This window comes from Ancylobacter mangrovi, assembly GCF_024752355.1.
Taxonomy (GTDB): domain Bacteria; phylum Pseudomonadota; class Alphaproteobacteria; order Rhizobiales; family Xanthobacteraceae; genus Ancylobacter; species Ancylobacter mangrovi.
The window spans coordinates 240,742-263,240 of the sequence record NZ_JANTHZ010000001.1; the positions used below are offsets into that span (position 1 = coordinate 240,742).

Sequence of the window (22,499 nt, forward strand, 5' to 3'; positions counted from 1 at the left end):
TCAACGGCGCCGGATATGTGCTGTCTTTTCAATCGGTTGGCCGCAGGGGGCGCGCAATCCGACTCCGCGCCCCGTTCACAAACCGATTCAACCGCCGCCTCGCCTCATTCCGCCTCGTGCGGCGCGTAGGCGGCGGGGTCCACCACCTGCGGGCGGCCCGGCAGGTCGAGCACCGAGGCGCGCGGCGTGCCCTCGGCGATCACCCGCCCGCGGCGCACGACGAACAGCCGCGTCGCCTTGAGCCGGATCGCCTCGATCGGGTCGGCGGCCTGCATCACGACGAGGTCGGCGTTGCAGCCCGGCGCGATGCCGTAGCCTTCCAGCCCCATGATGCGGGCGGGGTTGGTCGTCACCGCCTCGAAGCACCAGGTCATCGCCTCGCGCGAGGTCATCTGACCGACATGCAGCGCCATGTGCGCCACTTCCAGCATGTCGCCCGAGCCGAGCGAGTACCAGGGGTCCATCACGCAGTCATGGCCGAAGGCGACGTTGATCCCCGCCGCCCGCAGCTCCGGCACGCGGGTCATGCCGCGCCGCTTCGGGTAGGTGTCGTGGCGGCCCTGCAGGGTGATGTTGATCAGCGGATTGGCGATGGCGTGCACGCCCGCCTCGGCCATCAGCGGGATCAGCTTGGAGACGTAGTAATTGTCCATGGAGTGCATGGAGGTGAGGTGCGAGCCCGCCACTCTGCCCTGAAGGCCGAGCCGCTGCGTCTCGTAGCTCAGCGCCTCAATGTGGCGCGACATCGGGTCGTCGGTCTCGTCGCAATGGATGTCGACGCGCAGCCCGCGCGCGGCGGCGATCTCGCACAGCGCTTTGAGCGAGGCGGCGCCGTCCGCCATGGTGCGCTCGAAATGGGGAATGCCGCCGACGACGTCGACGCCCATGTCGAGCGCGCGCTCGAGATTGCGCGCGGCGGTCGGCGAGCGGTAGTAGCCGTCCTGCGGGAAGGCGACGAGCTGGAGGTCGATATAGTCCTTCACCCGCTCCCTGACGTCGAGCAGCGCCTCGACCGCCAGCAGCCGGTCGTCGCAGATGTCGACATGGGAGCGGATGGCGAGCAGGCCCTGGCTCACCGCGAGGTCGCAATAGGCGAGCGCGCGCTCGATCACCGCCTCATGGGTGAGGAGCGGCTTCAACTCGCCCCACAGCGCGATGCCCTCCAGCAGCGTGCCGGAGCGGTTCATCCGCGGCAGGCCGAGCGAGAGCGTCGCGTCCATATGGAAATGAACGTCGACGAAGGGCGGCGCGACGAGCTGGCCGGCGGCGTCGATCACGCGGGCCGCCTCGGTCTCGATACCCGCTTCCACCGCGACGATGCGCCCGTTCGCGCAGGCGATGTCGACGCCCATCCGGCCGTCGGGCAGGCGGGCATTGCGTATCAGGAGATCGAGGCTCATCGCTGACCTTTGAAATAGGGCTTCATGAGAGCGCGCGGATAGTCGGCGCGGCGGGCCACCAGCACTAGCGCGGCGATGGAGAAAATATAGGGCAGCATGAGGAAGATCTGGCTCGGCACCGCCCCGCCGGTGATGGTTTGCAGCCGGAGCTGGTAGGCATCGAGCGCGCCGAACAGCAGCGCGCCGACGAGCGCCTTGCCCGGCCGCCACGAGGCAAACACGGTGAGCGCGATGCACACCCAGCCGCGCCCGTTGATCATGCCGAAATAGAAGGCGTTGAAGGCGGACAGGGTGAGGAAGGCGCCGCCCAGCGCCATCAGCGCCGAGCCGGCCATCACCGCGCCCATGCGCAGCCCGACCACGGAAAGCCCCTGCGCCTCCACCGCCTCGGGATTGTCGCCCACCGCCCGCAGCGCGAGGCCGAGCGGCGTGCGCGCCAGCACGAAGGCGACGAGGATGACGCAGGCGAAGGCGAGCACGGTGAAGGCGGTCTGCTGTCCCACGATCGGGCCGATGAAGGGAAGATTCCCGATGACCGGCACGTCGAGCGGGGGGAAGGGCTCGATGCGCGGCGGCGTGCCGACATTCGGGAAGGCGACGCGATAACCGAAATAGGCAGCCGAGGTCGCGAGCAGCGTCACCCCGATGCCGGTGACGTGCTGCGACAGGCCGAGCGGCACGGTGAGCACGCCATGGACGAGGCCGAAGCCGGCGCCCACCAGCGCGGCCACCAGCACGCCGCCCCAGAGCGGCAGGCCGAGATAGACCGCCAGCCAGCCCGACATGGCGCCGGCGACGAAGATGCCCTCGATGCCGAGATTGAGCACGCCCGCCCGCTCGCACAGCAACGCGCCGAGCACGCCGAAGATCAGCGGCGTGGCGATGCGGATGGTCGCGGCCCAGAAATTGGCCTGCAGCAGGATGTCCAGCGCGTCGAGCATCAGGCGGCCTCCCGGCGGACGAGGACGAGGCGGAAGCGCGTCAGCAGGCCGCCGATCAGCACGCTCAGCAGCGCGAAGGCGACGACGAGGTCGGCGAGATAGTTGGAGACGCCGATCGCCCGGCTCATGCTGTCCGCGCCGACGAAGACGGCAGCGATGAAGATCGCCGAGGGGACGACGCCGAGCGGCGAGAGATTGGCCAGCGTCGCCACCACGATGCCGGCATAACCGAAGCCGGGCGAGAGGTCTGAGGTGAGGTAGCCCTTCAGCCCCGCCACCTCGCTCGCCCCGGCAAGGCCGGCGAGCCCGCCCGACAGCAGGCCGACCAGCGCCAGCGAGCGGCCCACGGGCAGGCCCGCATAGCGGGCGGCGCGGGCGTTCTCGCCCACCGCGCGGATGCGGAAGCCCCACACGGTGCGCGAGATCAGCACGTGCAGCAGCACGGCGGCGGCGACGGCGATGACGAGGCCCCAGTGGAGCCTGAGCCCGGTGAAGAGCTTGGGCAGCGTCGCCTCGTCGAGCACGGGGGCGGATTGCGGCCAGCCGAGCGCCATCTCGTCCTTCATCGGGCCCTCGATCATCATCTGCACGAACAGCAGCACGATGAAGTTCATCAGCAGCGTGACGACCACCTCGTCGGCGCCGAAGCGCGACTTGAACAGCACCGGCACGAGCAGCAGCGCGGCGCCGGCCAGCGCGCCGGCGAGCAGCACCAGCGGCAGCAGCACATAGGCGGGCGCCTCGATCAGCCCGGCGCCGAGCGCGACGGTCGCCAGCGCCCCGGCATAGAGCTGGCCCTCGGCGCCGATGTTCCAAAGTTTGGCGCGGAACGCGACCGCCGCCGCCAGCCCGGTGAAGATCAGCGGCGTGGCGCGGGTCAGCGTCTCGGCGAGCGCGAAGCCGCTGCCGGCCGCGCCGAGCGCCATCAGCCGGAATGCGTCGAGGATCGGCGCGCCGGAGAGCGCCAGCGGGAGGGCGGTGAGCAGCAGCGCGGCGAGGCCCGAGCCGACCGGCACGGCGATGGTGAGCCAGAGCGGCGTGCGCTCGCGCGGCACGAAACGGATCATCGCGCGCCCCTCCGGCTTCTGTGCGTCGGGCGAACCATCACGCGGCCTCCCCGGGCATGTGGCCGGCCATCATCAGCCCGACCGTGCGCACGTCGAGCCCTTCTGCCACCATGGCCGGCGACAGGTGCCCGGCATGGACCACGGCGATGCGGTCGGACAGCGCGAACAGCTCGTCGAGATCCTCGGAGATCAGAAGCACCCCCGCCCCGCGCCCGCGCGCGGCGATCAGGCGCCGATGCACCTCGGTGGTGGCGCCGATGTCGAGGCCGCGCGTGGGCTGATGGGCGAGGATGAGGCGCGGCGCGCGCTCCAGCACCCGGGCCAGCACCACCTTCTGCATGTTGCCGCCGGACAGGGCGCGGATCGCCGCGTCGGGCCCGGGGCAGCGAATGTCATAGGCCCTGATGGCCTCCCCCGTGCGCGCCCGGATGCCGGCGCGGCGAAGGAAGCCGAAGGCCTGGTTGCCGGCCTCGGAAACGGTCTCCAGCACGTAGTTCTCGGCGACGCTGAGCGCGCCGATGGTGCCGTCGCGATGGCGGTCCTCGGGAATGCGCCCGACCCCGGCGGCGATCCGGCCGGCGGGGTCGGCCTCGCCCGCCGGCGCGCCGGCGATCGTCACCTCGCCCGAGCGGGCGGCCGCGAGCCCGGCGACGAGCGCGGCCAGCGCGCCCTGCCCGTTGCCCGACACGCCGGCGATGCCGACGATCTCGCCGGCGCGCAGCACCAGATCGGCCGCCTCCAACCGGTCGCGCTGGCCGGGCTTGCCGACGCTCGCCGCCCGCAGCTCCAGCACCGACGCGCCGGGCGTGGTGGGCGGGCGCTCGCGCGCGGGGATGGCGCGGCCGACCATCAGCTCGGCCAGCGTCGCCCGGTCGGCGCCGGCGGTCGGCCGGTCCGCCACCTTGGCGCCGCCGCGCAGCACCACGACGCGCTCGCACAGGGCCAGCACCTCGTGCAGCTTGTGGCTGATGAAGATGACGGCGAGACCCCTCCCCGCCAGCCGGCGCACGGTGGCGGCGAGCCCGTCCGCCTCCTGCGGCGTCAGCACGGCGGTCGGCTCGTCGAGGATGAGCACGCGCACGTCGCGATAGAGGGCCTTCAGAATCTCGATGCGCTGCTGCTCGCCGACCGAGAGCCGCGCCACCGGCACGTCGAGGTCGGCGGCCAGCCCGCTTTCCTCGATCAGGCGCTCGACCCGCGCCCGCGCCTCGCGGCGCTTCAGCCGGGTGCTCCACAGCGACTGGGTGCCGAGCACGATGTTCTCGAAGCCGGTGAGGTTCTCGGCCAGCGCGAAATGCTGGTGCACCATGCCGATGCCCGCCTCCAGCGCCGCCTCGGCCGAGCCGCCCGGCAGGGGCGCGAGCTGCCCGCCCGTGCCGGCGACGTTCACCGTCCCCTCGTCGGCGACGTAGTGGCCGAACAGGATGCTCATCAGCGTGGTCTTGCCGGCGCCGTTCTCGCCGAGCAGGGCGACGATCTCGCCCGCGCGCACGTCGAGGTCGATGCGGTCATTGGCCGTCAGCGGACCGAAGCGCTTGGTGATGCCGGTCAGCGAGAGCACGAGGGGTCGGGGATCGGGATGCATGAGCTGGAGCCGCAACCGGTTGCCTTGTCTGGACCCTCGTCCCGGCCGGGACAGGTCGGCCGCGTCGCGGCCGGACGAGGGAAGCACGCTCCCCCCGTCCTCGCGCTCTCCCGCGAAGGGAGAGGCGCGGCCCTCACATGGTGGATTTGGGCTCGGCGTCGTTCACGTTGACCCGGAACAGGCCGTCCTTGATCTCCTTCTCCTTGAGCAGGACGAGGTCGATCACCTCCGGCGGCACGAGCTTGGGGTCGAGCGTGGCGAGGCTGGCGCCGCCCTGGGCCATGTAGCTGAACGGGCCGTAATCCTCTGCGGTGAAGGTGCCGTCCATCACCGCCTTGATGGCGCGGTCGACGGTCGGCTCCATGTGCCACAGGGCGGAGGCGACCACCGTGCCGGGATAGTCGCCGGCGGTGTCGATGACGTTGCCGATCGCCTTGATGCCGCGCTCCTTGGCGGCGTCCGAGACGCCGAAGCGCTCGGCGTAGAGAATGTCCGCGCCCTTGTCGATCTGGGCGAAAGCCGCCTCCTTGGCCTTGGGCGGGTCGTACCAGCTGTTGATGAAGGTCACGAGGAACTTCACGTCCGGGTTCACCGAGACCGCGCCCTCCATGAAGGCCTGCATCAGCCGGTTGACCTCCGGGATGGCGTAGCCGCCAACCAGGCCGATGATGTTCGACTTGGTCAGCTTGCCGGCCACCATGCCGGTGAGAAAGGACGGCTCGTGGATGAAATTGTCGAACACCGAGAAATTGGGCTTGGTCGGACCGAAGGACGAGCCCATCAAATAGGCAGTATCGGGATAGTCCGCCGCAACCTTGCGCGCCGGGCGCTCCACCGCGAAGACTTCGCCGACGACGAGGTCGGCGCCTTCCTGCGAATACTGGCGCATGACGCGCTCGTAGTCGGTGTTGGCGACGTTCTCGGAGAACTTGTAGGTGATGTCGCCGCGCGCCTCGGCGGCCTTGAGCGCCTTGTGGATGCGCGAGACCCACTGCTGCTCGACCGGCACCGTGAAGATCGCGGCGACCTTGATCGGCTTTTCCTTGGCGGCCAGAGCCGCACCGCTGAACGTGCTGAAGGCGAGCGCCCCCGCGCCGAGCGCGAGCAGCCGCCGCCGGTCAATCTGGCCTGACGAGAAGAGCGGCAGGCTTTCGGACGTGTCGACCATCTTAACTTCTCCCGAGCAAAGGGGCGGCGGCGCGCTGAATTGCGGACCGCTTGGACCGAATTCCATGCGATTGCCATGCCAATTTCGAACTGTTCAGTCCGAAAAGTCACGAGCCTTTTTCGGATCGTCCCCAACGTCAAGCCGGTTGCGCCGCGCCGGAGGCCGGGCGGCGTGTCGGACGGGATGCCGGAAGGGTGTCGGCGGGGTGCGCTAGGCCCAGACGGCGCGCAGGTAGCGGATGATGAAATCGGGCATGGCCGGCCCGAGATCGGCCTCGCTGCGGGCGATGACGACCTCGTCCACCTCGGGCCGGTCCTCACGGGCGATGAAGCCGCGGATGCGGGCGGCCAGCATCTCCGCGCTCACCGGCGCGACGAGCTCGCGCATCAGCACGATGCGCCGCGCGTCGCGCAGCGCGACCCAGCCGCTTGCCGACGCGAAATCGGCCGCCCTGAGGCCGGTCTCCTCGGCGAGTTCGCGCCACATGCCGGCTTCGAGGTCCACCCGCCCGTCTGACGTGACGTCGGAGGGATCAGGCGTGCCGGTGGCGAAGTAGACGCGCCCGGCATTGAAGGTCCATGGCGCCTGGCGCGCCAGCACGAAGCCGCCATCCGAGCCGCGCAGCGCGGCGGCGGCGAAGCAGTTGCGCAGATCGGGCACGGCGTCCTCGCGCAGCAGCCAGAGCAGCGTCGCGTAGTCGGTCTCGACGCAGTGCCCGCGCAGCGTGCGGCCGGCGATGGCGCCCTCGCCCAAGAGCAGCACGCGCCCGTTCCACAGTTCCGGGCGTTCGCGCAGCAGCCGCGCGAAATGGGCGTCGATCGCCGCCCGATGGCGCTGCGAATAGGCGCAGGGCCCGGAATCGAGATGGAGATCGAGCCGGTCGAGCTCGATCATGTCGATGGCGGAGGCGTCCGTCACGCGCCGCCCGCGGTCCCGCTGCGGCCCTCAGACATGGATGACGCCCTCGGAGACGATGACCGCGCCGCCGCCGATGGTCACCGCGACCAGCTCGCCCTGCTCGACCTCCAGCCCCAGCCGCACCAGGCTGGGCCGTCCCATCTCGACCCCCTGCAGGATGTCGAAGGCGTGGAAGCCATCCTCCGGCTTCTCGCCGGCCATCAGCACCGCCGCCAGCGAGGCGGCCGCCGAGCCCGTGGCCGGGTCCTCGTCGATGCCCATATTGGCGGCGAACATGCGCGCGCGCAGGTCGCCCTCCCCGTCCTCGTCGCGGCAGAACACATAGACCGAGTCCGCCTCGCCGCCGAAGGTGCCGATCAGCCGGCCGGCGCTGGGGCTGATGCGGGCCAGCGCCGAGCGCGAGGCGAGCGGGATGCACACGAAGGGCACCCCGGCCGAGGCGACGACCGGCTGATAGTCGTCGAAGCCGATGTCGTCGAGGTCGAGGCCCAGCGCCTGGGCGCAGGCCTCACGGCTCATCGGCTCGACATCCACGATCTCCGGCACCCGCGGCACGGTGAAGGTGGCCGAGCCCGCGCGTTCGCCGCGCACGTTCACATGGCAGGGAATGACCCCGACATTCTCCTCCAGCGCGAAATCGGTGCTGGTCTCCACCTCGTCGCGCAGCGCCAGCAGCACCGAGGTGCCCACCGTGGGATGGCCGGCGAAGGGAAGCTCGTGATTGACGGTGAAGATGCGCAGCCGCGCGCGGCTCGCCTCCTCCTCGGGCTTCAGCACGAACACCGTCTCGGAGAGGTTGAACTCGCGGGCGATGGCCTGCATCTGGTTTCCGTCCAGCCCGTCCGCGTCGAGCACGACGGCGAGCGGGTTGCCCGAAAGGATCCGGTCCGTAAAGACGTCGAGAATGACGAAACGGCGTGCCATGGCGCTCAAAGCTTCTCCGGTGTGAAGACGCGCGAGGGCGTCACGAATTCGTCCTGCGCCGCCACGGTCAGGATCTCCCGCGAACCGGCGGCCGCGGTGCGGGCAAGCAAGCCATAGGCCGAGGAGGCGGCCTTGGAGAGCGCCTCGGCGGTGGAATGGGTGCTCTTCCAGTGCACGAAGAACAGCGCGGCGATGGCGTCGCCCGCACCGTTGACCGAGATGTCAAGCTTGGGCGTGCGCACGCGGAAGGCCCCGTCCGGGCCGGACGCCATCAGGTCGATCGCGTCGGCCGGGGTATCCTCCGTGTGCAGGCTGGTCACCATGATGACGCGCGGCCCCGTGGCGTGCACCGCCGCGCAGGCGGCCCGCGCATCGGCCAGCGTGGTCGTCGTCTGGCCGGAGAGATAGTCGAGTTCGAACTGGTTCGGCGTGATCAGGTCCGCCGCCGGCACCGCCCGCTCGCGCATGAATTCGGGGATGCCGGGCCGCACGAAGATGCCGCGCCCGACGTCGCCGATCACCGGGTCGCAGCAGTAATGCGCGGCGGCGTTGGCCGCCTTCACCCGCCCGACCGTGTCGAGGATGGCGTCGCCGATATCGGCCGCGCCCATGTAGCCCGAGAGCACGCCGTCGCAGCGCGGCAGCACGTTCCGGTCCTCCATGCCGCCGACCAGCTCGCGGATCAGCTCGCCGCCGAACACCTCGCCGCGCCAGGCGCCGTAGCCGGGGTGGTTCGAGAACTGCACGGTGTGGATGCCCCACACCTCGTGGCCGAGCCGCTGCATGGGGAACATGGCGGAGGCGTTGCCGACATGACCATAGGCAACCCAGCTCTGTATCGACAGGATGTTCATATGCGCGCGCCCCGACCGGTTGGAACGATCCGCGCTTATCGTGCGCGACGCAAGGGCTCAAACGAAAATCGGTGAGCAAACCCATAATGTTGACGCATGTGTCCCCGCTGCCCGCGCCGCATCCGGCCGGTTCGCCGCCAGCGCGCGCTCCTGCGCCCCTTGCCCGGCACCCCTTGCCCGGCGTCCCGGCCCATGCCACAGGCAGGGCCATGACCGAGATGCTCTCCGCCGCCGCCCTCGCCCACGCCGTGCGCGCCGGGCGCCTCACCCCCGCCGACATCGCCGAACGCTGCGCCGAGACGATCCGCGCGCAGGAGCCGCAGGTGCGCGCCTTCGCCACGCTCGACCTCGACGGCATGCTCGCCCGCTCGCGCGAGGCGGGGCTCGCCGAGCGCCCGCTCGCCGGCCTGCCAATCGGCATCAAGGATGTGCTCGACACGGCCGCGCTGCCGACCGAGCGGGGCTCGCCGCTCTATGCCGGCTACCTCCCGGCCACCGACGCGGCGGTCGTGCGCATGGCGCTGCGGGCCGGCGCGGTGATGGCGGGCAAGATGGCGACCACCGAATTCGCCTTCATGAAGCCGGCTGCCACGCGCAACCCGCGCCGCCACGCCCACACGCCGGGAGGCTCCTCGGCGGGATCGGCGGCGGCGGTCGCGGCGGGCATGCTGCCGCTCGCACTCGGCACGCAGACCGCCGGCTCGGTGATCCGCCCGGCCTCCTTCTGTGGGGTCACCGGCTACAAGCCGTCCTTCAAGCTGATCCCGGTGCTGGGCCTCAAGGTGTTTGCCTGGTCGCTCGACACGATCGGCCTGTTCGGCGCCCATGTCGGCGACGTCGCCTTCGCGGCCGCGGCGATGACCGGGCGCGACCTGCAGCCGGACGAGGAGAGCGAGGCGCCCCATTTCGCGCTGGCGAAGACCGCGCGCGCCGACCAGGCCTCGCCCGACGCCCACGCCGCGCTGGAGGCCGCCGCCGAGGCGGCGCGCAAGGCGGGCGCGCGCGTCACCGAGATCGAGCTGCCGCCGGAGATCGAGGCGAGCGACGAGGCGCAGGGCGTGATCCAGTCCTACGAGGCCGCTCTGGCCTTCGCGGACGAATGGGACCGGCATCGCGAGCAGCTCTCGGACATGCTCGCCGCCTATCTCGCCGACGGGATGACCATCGCGCCGGAAACCTACGACGCCGCCCGCCGCACCGCCCGGCGCGGGCGCCACGCGCTGGCGGACCTGTTCGCCGGGTATGACGCGCTCCTCACCTTCTCCGCTCCGGGCGAAGCACCGGAAGGCCACGCCAGCACCGGCTCGCCGATGTTCAACAGGCTGTGGACGCTGAGCGGCGCTCCTTGCGTGAACGTCGCCGGCCTCACCGGGGCGAGCGGGCTGCCGATGGGCGTCCAGGTTGTAGGCCGCTTCGGTCGCGACAAGGCGACGCTTGGCGCCGCGCGGTTTCTGGAGCGGGCGATTGCCGCTGCGTGACGCAGTAACGTTCCCAACGAATACAGATAAAGACGTAAGGTAATACCAATTTCATCTCCTCCCTTGACTAGCGACAATTTACTAAGGATTGTCGTCGAATAGTTGGGCGTTTTCCTTTGGGGGAGAGAGCCAGATGAGCCTCAAGTCGCTTCTGCTAGGCAGCGTGGCCGGTGCTGCGCTTGCCGTTCCGGCCTTCGCGGCCGATATGTCCTACCCCGTCAAGGCTCCGCCGCCGATCGTGGCCGTTCCGGTGTTCACCTGGACCGGCTTCTATCTCGGCGCGAACGTCGGTTACGGGTGGGGTGACGGTTCCGCGCCCTGGGACCGTTACTTCAATTATTACTACGGGGGCTGGGACGGTTACAGCTACACGGGTGGCGTCGATCCGGAAGGTTGGTTCGGCGGCTTCCAGCTCGGCTACAACTACCAGTTCATCAACAACGTCGTGCTGGGCGTCGAGGCCGATTTCGATTTCGGCTCGCTCGACGACAAGCTGAACTATTACGCCTACGCCACCGCACCCGGCGTTCTCGCCGAGAGCTACGGGTCGGTCCGGACCAAGATCGAGGCCTTCGGCACCATCCGTGCCCGCCTCGGCTACGCGATGGACCGCTTCCTGCCCTACGTCACCGGCGGTCTCGCCTGGGGCAACGTCAAAGCCTCCGGGGATGTGAGCAACTACATCAACGGCGTCTACCAGCCGGGTCTGTCGGGTTCCGCGTCCAGCAGCGACACGCTGTGGGGCTGGACGGTGGGTGCCGGCCTCGAATACGCCTTCACCGACAACTGGACGGCGAAGATCGAATATCTCTACGCCGACCTGGGCGACATCACCTGGGACGGCTCGTCCAGCACGGACATCGACGCCAAGCTGCAGACCATCAAGGTCGGCGTGAACTACAAGTTCTGAGCCGGCGCTGCGGCGTCACGCGAACGGGAGAGCGGGTGACGGCGGCTTCGCCGGCCCGCTCGTCCTTTCGGCGTCTCACTCGACGCCGACAAGATCGGCGACCGCGCTCCATATGGCGTCCTTCGCGCCCACGGAGGGCGGCGGCGCGATGATGGTCGCGGGCTTCGGGTTCTTCTCGCCATCGGGCATGAGGCGGGCGAACCAGATCTCGCCATCGGTGTAATAGGGATCGCCGCCGCCATTGCGGCCGAACAGGGTCGGGCCGAGCCCGGTCACCTGATAGACGACGCGCACCACGCCGGCAGCCTTCAGGTCGTCGATCAGCAGGTCGCGCACGGCGTCGACATCCGGACCGATATGATGCGTAACCGCGCCGGTGTCGTGGCTGAGCCCGACGCCGCGATCATAGGTCGCCGAGCCGAGCCAGACCGGATCGCCCTCCTCGCCCCGCTCCAGCACCTTCCAGAACCGCACATGGTCGCGCCGGTCGGCGCTGCGGCCGACCTCCTTCTCGAAGGCGAGGTCCTGCTTGCGCCCGTCATAGAAGAGCGGGCTCACCGGCGCCTGCGGGTCCGGGCGGTCGAGCAGCACCGAGCCGACGATGTCAATGCTCGACTTGAGCGTCACCGGATCGGCCGGGCGCCATCCGGCCGCGATCATGGCCTGGATCACGTCCTGCTGCCGGCCGACCAGGCCGACGTCGATCGGATCGCCCGGAATGCCCTGCTTGGTCTCGGTCACCATCGGCAGGTGACGGATGCCGGGCTGGTCCTCGTAATGCGTCCACAGCCGCGGCAGCATCACATAGGCCGCCGCCGCCCAGACCAGGAACGCGGCCAGGACCCAGTGCCAGATCCGCCGTCTCGTGCCGTGCCGGCTCGTCACCGCCCTGCTCCCCGCGCGGCGTCACTCCGCCGCGACAGACTTATAGCCCACCGGATCGTAGTTGAGCACCGGCGCCAGCCAGCGCTCGGCCTCCTCCACGCTCATCCCCTTGCGGGCCGCGTAGTCCTCGACCTGGTCGCGCTCGATCCGGCCGACGCCGAAATAGGAGGCGTCGGGATGGGCGAAATAGAGCCCCGACACCGCCGCGCCCGGCCACATGGCGAAGCTCTCGGTCAGTTCGACCCCGATCGTCGCCGTCACGTCGAGCAGGCGGAACAGCGTCGCCTTCTCGGTGTGGTCGGGCTGGGCCGGATAACCCGGCGCCGGGCGGATGCCCTGATAGGCTTCCTTGATCAGCGCCTCGTTGTCGAGCGCCTCGTCCTTCGCATAGGCCCAGAACTCGCGGCGCACGCGCTCGTGCATCCGCTCGGCGAAGGCCTCCGCCAGCCGGTCCGCCAGCGCCTTCAGGAGAATGGCCGAATAGTCGTCATGCGCGGCCTTGAAGGCCTCCGAGCGCTCATGCTCGCCGAAGCCGGTCGAGACGCAGAAGCCGCCCACATAGTCCGGCACGCCGGTGCTCTTCGGCGCGACGAAGTCGGCCAGCGCCAGGTTGGTGCGGCCCTCGCGCTTGGCCATCTGCTGGCGCAGCGTGTGCAGCGTGGCGAGCTCGCGCTCGCGCGCCTCGTCCTCGAACAGCACGATGTCGTCGCCGACCGTGTTGGCCGGCCAGAAGCCGACCACGGCGCGCCCGGTGAGCCACTTCTCGGCGACGATGCGCTCCAGCATCCGGCGCGCGTCGTCATAGAGCGCGCGGGCGGCGGGGCCCACCTTTGCGTCGTCGAGGATGGCAGGGAAATGGCCGGTCAGCTCCCAGGACTGGAAGAAGGGCGTCCAGTCGATATAGGGCACCAGCTCGCCGAGATCGTAGGTCTCGAACACGCGGGTGCCGAGGAAGGCCGGCGCCGGCGCCTCGTAGCCGTCGAAGTCGAGCGCGAGACGGTTGGCGCGCGCATCCTCCAGCCGCACCCGGACCTTGTTGCGGTCGCTGCGGGCATGGGCCTCGGCGAGCTTGGCGTATTCGGCGCGCACATTCGCCGCGTAGCCGGCGCGGGTGTTCTCGTTCAGAAGGCTCGAGACCACGCCCACCGCGCGGCTGGCGTCGGTGACGTAGACCGCCTGCCCGTTCAGATATTGCGGGGCGATCTTCACCGCCGTATGGGCGCGCGAAGTCGTCGCCCCGCCGATCAGCAGCGGCAGGTCGAAGCCTTCGCGCTCCATTTCGGCGGCGACATGCACCATCTCGTCGAGCGAGGGGGTGATGAGGCCGGAGAGCCCGATCACGTCGACCTTACGCTCCCTCGCGGTCTCGAGGATCTTGGCGGTCGGCACCATGACGCCGAGGTCGATCACCTCGTAATTGTTGCACTGGAGCACGACGCCGACGATGTTCTTGCCGATGTCGTGGACGTCGCCCTTCACCGTCGCCATCAGCACCTTGCCGGCGGCGGGGACGTCCTCCAGACCCATCTCCTTCTTCTCCTGCTCCATGAAGGGCATGAGATAGGCGACCGCCTGCTTCATCACGCGGGCGGACTTCACCACCTGCGGCAGGAACATCTTGCCGGCGCCGAACAGGTCGCCGACCACGTTCATGCCGGCCATCAGTGGGCCCTCGATGACGTGCAGCGGGCGCTCGACGTTCTGGCGCGCCTCCTCGGTGTCGGCCCCGACGAATTCGGTGATGCCGTTGATCAGCGCGTGCTCGAGCCGCTTCTCGACCGGCAGGGTGCGCCAGGTGAGGTCGGCCTCCTTCTTCTCGCGCCCGCCGCCGCGGAAGCGCTCGGCGATCGCCAGCAGGCGCTCGGTCGCGTCCTCGCGGCGATTGAGCACCACGTCCTCGCAGGCCTCGCGCAGCTCCGGCTCGATCTCGCTATAGGGCGCGAGCTGGCCGGCATTGACGATGCCCATGTCCATCCCCGCCGCGATGGCGTGGTAGAGGAACACGGCATGCATCGCCTCGCGCACCGGCTCGTTGCCGCGGAACGAGAACGACAGGTTCGACACGCCGCCCGAAATGTGGGCGTGGGGAAGCCGCTGGCGGATGGCGCGGGTCGCGTCGATGAAGGCGACTCCGTAGCCCGAGTGCTCCTCGATGCCGGTCGCGACCGCGAAGATGTTCGGGTCGAAGATGATGTCCTCGGGCGGGAAGCCGACCTCGTCGACGAGGATGCGGTAGGCGCGCGAGCATATCTCGACCTTGCGCTCATAGGTGTCGGCCTGGCCCTTCTCGTCGAAGGCCATGACCACCACCGCTGCGCCATAGGCACGCACCAGCCGGGCATGATGGCGGAATGCGTCCTCGCCCTCCTTCATGGAGATCGAGTTGACGATGCCCTTGCCCTGGATGCACTTCAGCCCGGCCTCGATCACGCTCCACTTGGACGAGTCGACCATCACCGGCACGCGGGCAATGTCCGGCTCGGCGGCGAGCAGGTTGAGGAAGGTCACCATCGCCTTCTCGGAATCGAGCAGGCCCTCGTCCATGTTGATGTCGATGACCTGCGCGCCGTTCTCCACCTGGTCGCGGGCGACCGCGAGCGCGGCGGCATAGTCGCCATTGGTGATCAGCTTGCGGAAGCGCGCCGAGCCGGTGACGTTGGTACGCTCGCCGACATTCACGAACGGGATCTGCGGCGTCAGCTCGAACGGCTCGAGGCCGGACAGGCGCAGGCGCGGCTCGATCTCCGGCACGGTGCGCGGCGCGTGCGGCGCGACGGCCTGCGCCAGCGCGCGGATATGGTCCGGCGTGGTGCCGCAGCAGCCGCCGACGATGTTGACGAGCCCCGAAGCGGCGAACTCGCCGACGAGCTTGGCCATCGCCTCCGGGCTCTCGTCATAGAGGCCGAACTCGTTGGGCAGGCCCGCATTGGGATAGGCGCAGACGAAGGTGTCGGCGATGCGCGAGAGCTCGTCGATATGGGCGCGCATCTCCTTGGCGCCGAGCGCGCAGTTGAGGCCGATGGAGAAGGGCCGGGCGTGGCTCAGCGAGTTCCAGAACGCCTCCGGCGTCTGGCCGGACAGCGTGCGGCCGGACAGATCGGTGATGGTGCCGGAGATCATCACCGGCACGCGGATGCCACGCTCGGCGAACAGCCGCTCGACGGCGAAGATCGCCGCCTTGGCGTTCAGCGTGTCGAAGATGGTCTCGATCAGAAGCAGGTCGGCGCCGCCGTCGACCAGCGCGGCAGCCTGCTCGCCATAGGCGGTCGCCAGCTCGTCGAACGAGGTCGCGCGGAAGCCGGGGTCGTTCACGTCCGGCGAGATCGAGGCGGTGCGGTTGGTCGGGCCGATGGCTCCGGCGACGAAGCGGCGGCGGCCGTCCTTCGCCTCCGCCAGCTTCGCCGCCTCCTTGGCGAGGCGCGCGCCCTCGAAATTGAGCTCGTAGACGAGGCTCTCCATGCCGTAGTCGGCCATGGCGATGGTTGTGCCGGAGAAGGTGTTGGTCTCGACGATGTCGGCGCCGGCCATGAAGTAGGCGAGATGGATGTCGCGCACCGCCTCGGGCCGCGTCAGGTTGAGCAGGTCATTATTGCCCTTGAGGTCGCGATTCCAGCTCGCGAAGCGCTCGCCGCGATAGCCGGCCTCGTCCAGCTTGAGCTGCTGGATCATCGTCCCCATCGCCCCGTCGAGCACGAGGATGCGCTGCGCGGCGGCCTCCCGGAGGGCAGCGAGGGTATCGACGGTCGGGTTCGGTGCGTCAGCCATGACGGAGCACTTTCTTCTCCCTCCCCCGAGGGGGGAAGGGTTGGGGTGAGGGGCGCCTGCGCGCATCGCGTCGGCGATGCTTAGCAGAACACCATCCGGTTTCGTCAGCAGGTTTTACGCCGCCGCCTGCCCGGCACCCGCCTCCCGCGGCGGGCGCAGGCCCAGCAGGTGGCAGATCGCGTAGACGAGGTCGGCGCGGTTGAGCGTATAGAAATGGAATTCGGTGACGCCCCGATCAAGCAGGTCGAACACCTGCTCGGCCGCCACCGCCGCGGCGATGAGCTTGCGGGTCTCGGGGTCGTTGTCGAGCCCCTCGAACCGCCCCGCCAGCCAGGACGGCATGTAGGTGCCGGTCTTGGTGGCGAAGTTCACCGCCTGCTTGAAGTTGGTCACCGGCAGGATGCCCGGCACGACCGGCACGTCGATGCCGCGTGCCTGCACCTTGTCGAGGAAGCTGAAGTACAAGTCGTTATCGAAGAAGCACTGGGTGATGGCGCGGGTGGCGCCGGCATCCACCTTGGCGGCGAGGATGTCGAGATCGGTCTCGAACGACGCGCTCTCGGGGTGCTTTTCCGGATAGGCCGACACCGAGACCTCGAAATTGGCGACGCGTCGCACGCCGGCGACGAGCTCGGCCGAGCTCGCATAGCCCTGCGGATGCGGCTCGTAGGCCTGGCCGACGCCGCCCGGCGGGTCGCCGCGCAGCGCCACGATGTGGCGCACGCCCGCCGCCCAGTAGCCGCGCACGACCTCGTCGACCTCGTCCCGCGAGGCGGAGACGCAGGTCAGATGCGCCGCCGGGGCGAGACGGGTCTCCTTGACGATGCGCTCCACCGTGGCGTGGGTGCGCTCGCGGGTGGAGCCGCCCGCGCCATAGGTGACGGAGACGAATTTCGGCGCCAGCGGCTCGAGGCGGGTGATGGAGTTCCACAGCGTGGCCTCCATCTCCGGCGTCTTGGGCGGGAAGAACTCGAACGAGACCGAAATCGGCCGTCCGCCGGCGCGGCGGCTGCGGCGCTCGATATCCGACGACATCAGGCGACCTCCTTGTTCTGTTGGGCCTGCGCCGTGGCGACGCGCGGGTCGCGGGCAAGCCAGAGGGAAACGGTGAGCTTTCCGTCGGCCCGCGGGGCCAGCGAGCGGTGGGACTGCGGCACGAGGCCGGCCTGGGACAGCCAGCTGTCCATGATCTCGGGCGCGAAGCCGAGCCGGCGATGGGCGTGCTGCTCGCGCAGGAATTCGAGCTCGTGCGGGTCGAAATCGACCACCAGCAGCCGGCCGCCGGGCCTCAGCACCCGGGCCGCCTCCTTGAGCGCGCGCGGCGCGTCCTCGAGGAAGTGGAGCACCTGGTGGATGATGACCACGTCGAAGGCATCACGCGGCAGAGCGAGATTGTAGATGTCGCCCTGCCGGACGGTGGCGTTGCGCACGCCCGCGCGCTCCAGATTGGCGCGGGCGACGGCGAGCATGTCGGCGGACAGGTCTATGCCCACCCCGCGCCCGATGCGCGGCGCGAACAGTTCGAGGATGCGCCCCGTACCTGTCCCAAGGTCAAGAAGCGACGAAATGTCAGCTTCTTGCAGCGAATCCTTGATAGCCTGCTCCACCTCAACCTCGGGCGCGTGCAGGCGCCTGATGGCGTCCCATTCATGGGCATGGGCGCGGAAATAGTCCTGCGCATGGGCGGCGCGGGCGGCGCGTACCGCCTCCAGCCGCTCGTGGTCGCGCAGCAATATGTCGTCGTCCGGCGCCATCAGCGCCAGCAGCGCCTCGGCCAGCGGCGCGCCCGGCGCCTCGACGGCGCGGCGGTAGAACACCCAGCTCGCCTCGCGGAAACGCTCGACCAGCCCGGCCTCGGCAAGGAGCTTGAGATGGCGGGAAATGCGGGGCTGCGACTGGCCCAGGATCTCGGTAAGCTCGGACACGGTCAGTTCCCCCTCGCCGAGCAGGGCGAGCAGGCGCAGCCGCGTGTCCTCGCCGGCCGCCTTGAGGCCGTCGAGCAGACGCGCGAAACTGAGCGAGGAAACCGACATTCCGCCTCCAGGAGAGATATAAAGATATCTTTATGTCTATTCCGGACGCAGCGCAAGCCGGGCGGCGAAGATCGTGGCGCTGAAGATGAGGACGAACATGGAGCATGGCAGCGACGCGGCCGGCGGCAACCGCCCGGAAGGCGCGACGGACACGCCCTCGGCTGGCATAGGCGCATCCGAGTTCGGCGTGCGCCCCGGCGAGATCACCCGCGCCCTGCCCGAACGGCCGGACGCCGGGCTTTACTTCATCGGCCGGCTGCGTACGCCCTGGACCGACCGCGCGAGCTGCCCCAAGAACGGGCGCGAGAGCGAGGAGGTCTGCACGGTCGAGCTCGACCCCGACCTCGTTCCCGCGCTCGACGGGCTCGAGGGCACGACGCATCTGTGGCTGCTCTACTGGATGGACCGCGCCCCGCGCGACCTGCTGGTGCAGGTGCCGCGCCAATATGGCCGCGGCCGTGGCACTTTCGCGCTACGCAGCCCCGCCCGTCCGAACCCGATCGCCATGAGCGCGGTGCGTCTCGTCGGCATGGAAGGGAACCGACTGAGCGTCATCGGACTTGATTGCCTCGATGGGACGCCGCTTCTCGATATCAAGCCCTACTTCGCCTCGACGGATTGCCATCCGGAGGCCGTGGTGGGCTGGCATTGCGAACGGCGTGAATCTTTCGTTAAGTGAAGTGTGGCACTGATGCATCTCGACCGCTCGGAACGCAGATTCGCGGGGGCATATGCCCGATGAGGTCCAAGTCTGGTCTTGAACCTGCCTTGATCCTGCGTCATCTCCTCGCGGAAACGCACTCGCGCCAACCGTTCCTGCTTGAAGCTAAGGCAAGATGATGGTCGTTCGCCTAAGTCTCGTTCCCGCCGTCGCGCTCACCGTCCTCGGTTCGGTCGGAGCCGCCAGCGCCCAGTATTATCCGGTGCAGCAGGAGCAGCCAGGATACGACGCGTCCGGCAATCCCGCGCCCGTCGAGGACGCGCAGGTGCCGGCCGCTTTCGATCCCTACGGCTCGTCCGGCAGCGCCCAGTCGCCGCAGCCGCTGCAGCAGGGGCAGGCCAATTACGCGCAGCCCGGCTATTCCCAGCCGCCGGCTGCCGGCGCCGCCCCCTCGGCCGCGCCCAGCACGGTCGCCAATGCGCCCTATGCCAATCCGTCGACGCAGCCGGCCGGCTATCCGCCGGGCGCCTATTCCGGCCAGCCGCCGGCGGGCATGGCCTCGCCCTATGGCGGGTCGCTCAGCGTGCGCACGGATTCGACCGCGCAGCAGCAGGCCGCCTACGGCCAGCCCGCCACCACCGGCTCGGTGCCGCCCGCGGATGTGAGCAACAATTACGGCGCCAACGGTTCCAGCGTCGCCATGCTGCCGCCCGAGGACCAGCCCGAGGAAGGGCCGCCGAAGGCGCTGCCAGACTATCTGAAGCGCCAGGTGGTGGACTACGCGACCACGCAGGCGCCCGGCACCATCGTCATCGATACGCCGAACACCTACCTCTATTACGTGCTGCCCGGCGGCAAGGCCGAGCGCTACGGCATCGGTGTCGGCCGCGAGGGCTTCACCTGGTCGGGCACGCAGAAGATCTCGGCCAAGAAGGAATGGGCCGACTGGCGTCCGCCGCCGGAGATGATCGAGCGCCAGCCCTACCTGCCGCGCTTTATGGCCGGCGGCCCGGGCAACCCGCTCGGCTCGCGCACCATGTATCTCGGCGCCACGGAATACCGCATCCACGGCACCAACCAGCCCTCGACCATCGGCAAGTTCATGTCCTCCGGCTGCATCCGCATGCTCAACGAGGATGTGCAGGACCTGTATGAGCGGGTGAAGGTCGGCACCAAGGTGGTCGTCCTGCCGGGCAACGCGCCGGCCAAGACCGCCGAGGCCCCGGCCGAGGCCACCACGGCCAGCGCGCAGGGCGTCGCCGTCCGCTGACCTCTGTAGAGCTTCGCTGAGGCGCCGCGCGCCTCAGCGCCTCCAGAGCCGCTGCGTGGGGACGCGCAGCTCGACATCGGTGCCGGCGGCGATCTCGCCGGCCCGCTCCACCCAGGCGACCAGCCCGCGCAGCCCGGCGGCCGCCTTGACGAAGGCCAGATCGAGCCCGGCCACGCCGGGACAGGCCCTCGCCACCGCCGCCCCCGCATGGCGGCACGGCGCATTCTCCCCCTCGACAGCCAGCGCCGCCCCGCCGGGGAAATGAAGCCGCGTGCCCGGCGGCAGCCATGTCAGGCGCCCCACTCCCTCCACCACCAGATTGGCGCCGATCCATTCCGGCCGGACCTCGGGAACCCCGAGGCGGCGCGCAATGGCGTCGAGCTCGTCCGGCGCCACCAGGGTGAGCTGGCGCGCATTGCGGATCGGGGTCCCGCGCGGGTACCAGGGAACGCGCGAATCAGCGGGCCGCGCATGGCCGGCATGGCGATCGCCCGGCACGCCCTCGAGCGTGAGCGGGAGGCGGGGCGCGTCGCGCGTCGCGAAGCCCTCGCCGTCGGCGATCAGCGTGCGCGCGAGCCGGGCCCGGAACCGTTGGGCGGGAAGGGTGTCCGGCTCGGCGAACAGGTCTGTGGAAGAGGACATGGCGGCGTTATCCCGGGTGAAGTTTTGCCCATAGGGCAATTGCGACTGTGCGGCGGCGGCGGTGGCGTTAAAGTACCTCGTCTCCATCGGCTCCACCGGAACCTGGACAAGGCAAAGAGCGTTGTGCTCGGCCGGCGTGGCGCCAGTCAGATTGAGGTCGACACCGATGTCCACTCCCAGCGATTCCGTCCCCCAGACGCCGGCCGGCTCCTTCGCGAGTCATCTGAAGGAACTCCACGCCAAATGGGGGTGGTTCGTCGCCCTCGGCATCATCATGATCATTGCCGGTGTCATCGCGCTCGGCAGCTCCTACGGGCTCCTGCTCGGCACCCTCATCTCCGTCTACTATATCGGCGCGATGATGGTGGTCGGCGGCGTCGCGCAGATCTTCCACGCCTTCTCGGTCAAGGGCTGGGGCGGCTTCCTGTTCTGGCTGCTCGACGGCATCCTCTATCTCGCCGCCGGCGCCCTCGCCTTCGCCCAGCCGGATCTCGCCGCCACCGTGCTCACCCTGCTGCTGGGCGTGGCGCTGATCGTAGGCGGCATCTTCCGCCTGATCGCCGCGTTCCAGATGCGCCCGGCGCCCGGCTGGGGCTGGATCCTGTTCTCGGCGGTGATCGCCATCCTGCTCGGCATCGAGATCACCGTGCAGTGGCCGATCAATTCCATGTGGATTCTGGGCCTGTTCCTCGGCGTCGATCTTCTTTTCAACGGATTTACGGTGCTGATGCTGGGGCTGGGCCTGAAGAGATGAGCGAGACATCGTGAGGCAGGGCGTCGTTCCCCGATCGATCCCTTTTGAAAAGCCGGCCGAACCCTCTCCGGGAGGGTTGCGGCCGGCGGCACCGTCGACTTTTGGCCGCTCGCCCTCCGGGGCGAGCGGTCGGGACCTGCGCCTCGACCTGTTCCGGGGGCTGGCGCTGTGGTTCATCTTCCTGAACCACATCCCGAACAACGTGGTGAACTGGATCACCAACCGGAATTTCGGCTTCTCCGACGCCACCGAGATCTTCGTCTTCATCTCCGGCTACACCGCCGCCATGGTGTATGGCCGTGAGCTGGAGCGCTCGGGCATGATCGTCACCTCGGCGCGTATCCTGCGGCGGGCCTGGCAGCTCTACGTCGCCTTCCTGCTGCTGTTCGTCATCTACCTCGCCGAGATTTCCTACGTCGTCGGCAGCTTCTCCAACCCGCTCTATGCGGAGGAGATGGGCGCGCTGCAGTTCCTAGCCGAGCCGAACGTGGCGCTGGTCGAGGCGCTGATGCTGAAGTTCCGCCCGGCCAACATGGACGTGCTGCCGCTCTACATCGTGCTGCTGGCCACCTTCCCCGCCGTGCTGTGGGCGCTGAAGCGCCGACCCGACCTCACGCTCGGCGCCTCGTTCCTGCTCTGGCTGGCGGCGGGGCACTGGGGCATCAACCTGCCGGCCTATCCGGACGACCGGATGTGGTTCTTCAATCCCTTCGCCTGGCAGTTCCTGTTCACCTTCGGCGGCTGGTGCGGGCTCGGCGGCAGCGACCGGCTCGCGGGGCTGGTGCATTCGCGCGTCGTGCTGGCGCTGGCGACGGTCTATCTGCTGGTTTCGCTGCTTGTGGTGGTGAGCTGGTGGTGGTCGCCGCTCGAAGGGCTGGTGCCGGAATCGGTCGGCGAAATCATCTATCCGATCAGCAAGACCGACCTCGCGCCGCTGCGCCTGCTGCATTTCCTCGCCCTCGCCGTGGTGGTGGTGAAGCTGGTGCCGGTCGACCTGCCGGCGCTGCGCTCGATCTGGCTGCGGCCGATGATCCTGTGCGGCCAGCACTCGCTGGAGATCTTCTGCTTCGGCGTGTTCCTGTCCTTCGCGGCGCATTTCGTGCTCAACGAGGTCACCGGGACGCTCGCCATGCAGTTCGCGCTCAGCGGAATCGGCATCGTTCTAATGATTTCTCTTTCCGCGATGCTGTCGTGGTATGGTCGCATCGAGCGCGAGATTGCCGCGCGGAGACATCGCTGAACGC

General features: G+C 69.3%; 19 protein-coding genes. 6 read left to right on the forward strand and 13 right to left on the reverse strand.

Translation table 11 applies throughout. The features are described 5' to 3' along the window. Positions 1–104: 104 nt before the first annotated feature. The 8 genes from NVS89_RS01090 to pdxY form a co-directional block, all read right to left on the reverse strand. Complete coding sequence (locus tag NVS89_RS01090) at positions 105–1,400, reverse strand: amidohydrolase family protein (protein ID WP_258730626.1); 1,296 nt, start codon at positions 1,398–1,400, stop codon at positions 105–107. Further along, positions 1,397–2,341: an ABC transporter permease gene (locus tag NVS89_RS01095; protein WP_258730627.1), complete on the reverse strand. Its 945-nt coding sequence runs from the start codon at positions 2,339–2,341 to the stop codon at positions 1,397–1,399. The genes NVS89_RS01090 and NVS89_RS01095 overlap by 4 nt, the downstream gene beginning before the upstream one ends. Next, positions 2,341–3,408: an ABC transporter permease gene (locus NVS89_RS01100; protein ID WP_258730628.1), complete on the reverse strand. Its 1,068-nt coding sequence runs from the start codon at positions 3,406–3,408 to the stop codon at positions 2,341–2,343. Before NVS89_RS01100 ends, NVS89_RS01095 begins: the two co-directional genes overlap by 1 nt. Before the next feature lie 37 nt (positions 3,409–3,445). Continuing rightward, the gene (locus NVS89_RS01105) at positions 3,446–4,993 is read right to left on the reverse strand and encodes an ABC transporter ATP-binding protein (RefSeq protein ID WP_258730629.1); all 1,548 of its coding nucleotides are present in this window, start codon (positions 4,991–4,993) and stop codon (positions 3,446–3,448) included. Positions 4,994–5,126: 133 nt separating this feature from the next. Beyond that, positions 5,127–6,161, reverse strand: a complete 1,035-nt coding sequence (locus tag NVS89_RS01110) for a BMP family protein (protein ID WP_258730630.1) — start codon at positions 6,159–6,161, stop codon at positions 5,127–5,129. A 210-nt stretch (positions 6,162–6,371) separates the two neighbouring features. After that, positions 6,372–7,079 carry an NUDIX domain-containing protein gene (locus NVS89_RS01115; protein ID WP_258730631.1) on the reverse strand — a complete coding sequence of 236 codons (708 nt, stop codon included), beginning with the start codon at positions 7,077–7,079 and terminating at the stop codon, positions 6,372–6,374. Positions 7,080–7,106: 27 nt separating this feature from the next. After that, positions 7,107–8,003 carry a PhzF family phenazine biosynthesis protein gene (locus NVS89_RS01120; protein ID WP_258730632.1) on the reverse strand — a complete coding sequence of 299 codons (897 nt, stop codon included), beginning with the start codon at positions 8,001–8,003 and terminating at the stop codon, positions 7,107–7,109. A 5-nt stretch (positions 8,004–8,008) separates the two neighbouring features. Next, complete coding sequence (gene pdxY / locus NVS89_RS01125; RefSeq protein ID WP_258730633.1) at positions 8,009–8,857, reverse strand: pyridoxal kinase PdxY; 849 nt, start codon at positions 8,855–8,857, stop codon at positions 8,009–8,011. Positions 8,858–9,066: 209 nt separating this feature from the next. On the opposite strand from pdxY, the gene NVS89_RS01130 reads away from it, so the two are divergent. Continuing rightward, positions 9,067–10,335, forward strand: a complete 1,269-nt coding sequence (locus NVS89_RS01130; protein ID WP_258730634.1) for an amidase — start codon at positions 9,067–9,069, stop codon at positions 10,333–10,335. 133 nt (positions 10,336–10,468) lie between these two features. Further along, positions 10,469–11,245 carry an outer membrane protein gene (locus tag NVS89_RS01135; protein ID WP_258730635.1) on the forward strand — a complete coding sequence of 259 codons (777 nt, stop codon included), beginning with the start codon at positions 10,469–10,471 and terminating at the stop codon, positions 11,243–11,245. Positions 11,246–11,320: 75 nt separating this feature from the next. On the opposite strand, the gene NVS89_RS01140 is transcribed toward NVS89_RS01135, so the two are convergent. From NVS89_RS01140 to NVS89_RS01155, 4 genes are all read right to left on the reverse strand, one after another. Beyond that, complete coding sequence (locus NVS89_RS01140; protein ID WP_258731490.1) at positions 11,321–12,046, reverse strand: LssY C-terminal domain-containing protein; 726 nt, start codon at positions 12,044–12,046, stop codon at positions 11,321–11,323. A 105-nt stretch (positions 12,047–12,151) separates the two neighbouring features. After that, on the reverse strand, positions 12,152–15,895 hold the full coding sequence (metH, locus tag NVS89_RS01145) for a methionine synthase (protein ID WP_258730636.1): 3,744 nt from the start codon (positions 15,893–15,895) through the stop codon (positions 12,152–12,154). A 114-nt stretch (positions 15,896–16,009) separates the two neighbouring features. Further along, entirely contained in the window at positions 16,010–16,930 is a 921-nt protein-coding gene (metF, locus tag NVS89_RS01150; RefSeq protein WP_258730637.1) for a methylenetetrahydrofolate reductase [NAD(P)H], read from the reverse strand. Then, on the reverse strand, positions 16,930–17,928 hold the full coding sequence (locus tag NVS89_RS01155) for an ArsR/SmtB family transcription factor (protein WP_258730638.1): 999 nt from the start codon (positions 17,926–17,928) through the stop codon (positions 16,930–16,932). The genes metF and NVS89_RS01155 overlap by 1 nt, the downstream gene beginning before the upstream one ends. A gap of 85 nt (positions 17,929–18,013) precedes the next feature. Here NVS89_RS01155 and tsaA point away from each other — a divergent pair, with 85 nt between their 5' ends. Both tsaA and NVS89_RS01165 read left to right on the forward strand, forming a co-directional pair. Continuing rightward, complete coding sequence (gene tsaA / locus NVS89_RS01160; protein ID WP_258730639.1) at positions 18,014–18,607, forward strand: tRNA (N6-threonylcarbamoyladenosine(37)-N6)-methyltransferase TrmO; 594 nt, start codon at positions 18,014–18,016, stop codon at positions 18,605–18,607. Between the two features lie 157 nt (positions 18,608–18,764). Then, a complete protein-coding gene (locus NVS89_RS01165; protein WP_258730640.1) occupies positions 18,765–19,859 on the forward strand; it encodes a L,D-transpeptidase family protein in 1,095 nt (364 codons plus the stop codon). 33 nt (positions 19,860–19,892) lie between these two features. Here the strand turns inward: NVS89_RS01165 and NVS89_RS01170 are convergent, their stop codons facing one another. Beyond that, a complete protein-coding gene (locus tag NVS89_RS01170; protein ID WP_258730641.1) occupies positions 19,893–20,501 on the reverse strand; it encodes an MOSC domain-containing protein in 609 nt (202 codons plus the stop codon). Positions 20,502–20,667: 166 nt separating this feature from the next. On the opposite strand from NVS89_RS01170, the gene NVS89_RS01175 reads away from it, so the two are divergent. Then, complete coding sequence (locus NVS89_RS01175; RefSeq protein ID WP_258730642.1) at positions 20,668–21,255, forward strand: HdeD family acid-resistance protein; 588 nt, start codon at positions 20,668–20,670, stop codon at positions 21,253–21,255. Between the two features lie 76 nt (positions 21,256–21,331). Further along, a complete protein-coding gene (locus tag NVS89_RS01180) occupies positions 21,332–22,495 on the forward strand; it encodes an OpgC family protein (protein WP_258730643.1) in 1,164 nt (387 codons plus the stop codon). The last annotated feature ends 4 nt before the right edge of the window (positions 22,496–22,499 follow it).

Excerpts from the sequence above, each read along its gene's own strand:
- NVS89_RS01090 (WP_258730626.1), bottom strand. The coding sequence starts at position 1,400 with ATGAGCCTCGATCTCCTGATACGCAATGCCCGCCTGCCCGACGGCCGG.
- NVS89_RS01095 (WP_258730627.1), bottom strand. The coding sequence starts at position 2,341 with ATGCTCGACGCGCTGGACATCCTGCTGCAGGCCAATTTCTGGGCCGCG.
- NVS89_RS01100 (WP_258730628.1), bottom strand. The coding sequence starts at position 3,408 with ATGATCCGTTTCGTGCCGCGCGAGCGCACGCCGCTCTGGCTCACCATC.
- NVS89_RS01105 (WP_258730629.1), bottom strand. The coding sequence starts at position 4,993 with ATGCATCCCGATCCCCGACCCCTCGTGCTCTCGCTGACCGGCATCACC.
- NVS89_RS01110 (WP_258730630.1), bottom strand. The coding sequence starts at position 6,161 with ATGGTCGACACGTCCGAAAGCCTGCCGCTCTTCTCGTCAGGCCAGATT.
- NVS89_RS01120 (WP_258730632.1), bottom strand. The coding sequence starts at position 8,003 with ATGGCACGCCGTTTCGTCATTCTCGACGTCTTTACGGACCGGATCCTT.
- pdxY (WP_258730633.1), bottom strand. The coding sequence starts at position 8,857 with ATGAACATCCTGTCGATACAGAGCTGGGTTGCCTATGGTCATGTCGGC.
- NVS89_RS01130 (WP_258730634.1), top strand. The coding sequence starts at position 9,067 with ATGACCGAGATGCTCTCCGCCGCCGCCCTCGCCCACGCCGTGCGCGCC.
- NVS89_RS01135 (WP_258730635.1), top strand. The coding sequence starts at position 10,469 with ATGAGCCTCAAGTCGCTTCTGCTAGGCAGCGTGGCCGGTGCTGCGCTT.
- NVS89_RS01140 (WP_258731490.1), bottom strand. The coding sequence starts at position 12,046 with ATGCTGCCGCGGCTGTGGACGCATTACGAGGACCAGCCCGGCATCCGT.
- metH (WP_258730636.1), bottom strand. The coding sequence starts at position 15,895 with ATGGCTGACGCACCGAACCCGACCGTCGATACCCTCGCTGCCCTCCGG.
- metF (WP_258730637.1), bottom strand. The coding sequence starts at position 16,930 with ATGTCGTCGGATATCGAGCGCCGCAGCCGCCGCGCCGGCGGACGGCCG.
- NVS89_RS01155 (WP_258730638.1), bottom strand. The coding sequence starts at position 17,928 with ATGTCGGTTTCCTCGCTCAGTTTCGCGCGTCTGCTCGACGGCCTCAAG.
- tsaA (WP_258730639.1), top strand. The coding sequence starts at position 18,014 with ATGAGGACGAACATGGAGCATGGCAGCGACGCGGCCGGCGGCAACCGC.
- NVS89_RS01165 (WP_258730640.1), top strand. The coding sequence starts at position 18,765 with ATGATGGTCGTTCGCCTAAGTCTCGTTCCCGCCGTCGCGCTCACCGTC.
- NVS89_RS01170 (WP_258730641.1), bottom strand. The coding sequence starts at position 20,501 with ATGTCCTCTTCCACAGACCTGTTCGCCGAGCCGGACACCCTTCCCGCC.
- NVS89_RS01175 (WP_258730642.1), top strand. The coding sequence starts at position 20,668 with ATGTCCACTCCCAGCGATTCCGTCCCCCAGACGCCGGCCGGCTCCTTC.